1 protein-coding gene is annotated in these 444 nt (G+C 68.7%); it reads left to right on the top strand.

The genetic code is table 11. From position 1 onward, the window contains the following. Positions 1-18: 18 nt before the first annotated feature. A partial coding sequence (locus EXE46_RS16595) for an efflux RND transporter periplasmic adaptor subunit (protein WP_241981608.1) occupies positions 19-444 on the top strand: 426 nt, incomplete at its 3' end.

Below are 444 nucleotides of genomic sequence, written 5' to 3'. Positions count from 1 at the left end.
GGCTACGAGGGCGCCCGGGTGCAGGCGGGCGATCCGCTGTTCGAGCTCTACAGCCCGCAGTTGGTGGCGACGCAGGAGGAGTACCTGGCGGCGCTCCGGACCGCCAACAAGATGGAGGCCGACGAGGGGGCCCAGCGGCTGGTGGACGCGGCCCGGCGGCGCCTCGACTACTGGGACATCGCCGCGGAGCAGATTGAGCGGTTGCGGGAGACGCGCACGCCGATGCGAACGATGACCGTCACCGCCCCCGCGAGCGGGACCGTCACCACGAAGCAGATCACGGAGGGGGAGAAGTTTTCGCCGGGACAGACGCTCCTCCACATCACCGGCCTAAATCCACTCTGGCTCATGGTAGACGTCTACGAGCAGGATCTGTCGTGGGTTGACGTGGGCAGTCGGGCGCAGGTGGAGCTACCGTACGATCCGGGGCGGACGGTGACGGGG

It is taken from the genome of Halorubrum sp. GN11_10-6_MGM, from assembly GCF_005435165.1.
Classification (GTDB): domain Archaea; phylum Halobacteriota; class Halobacteria; order Halobacteriales; family Haloferacaceae; genus Halorubrum.
This window is presented reverse-complemented; position numbering and strand designations above follow the sequence as displayed.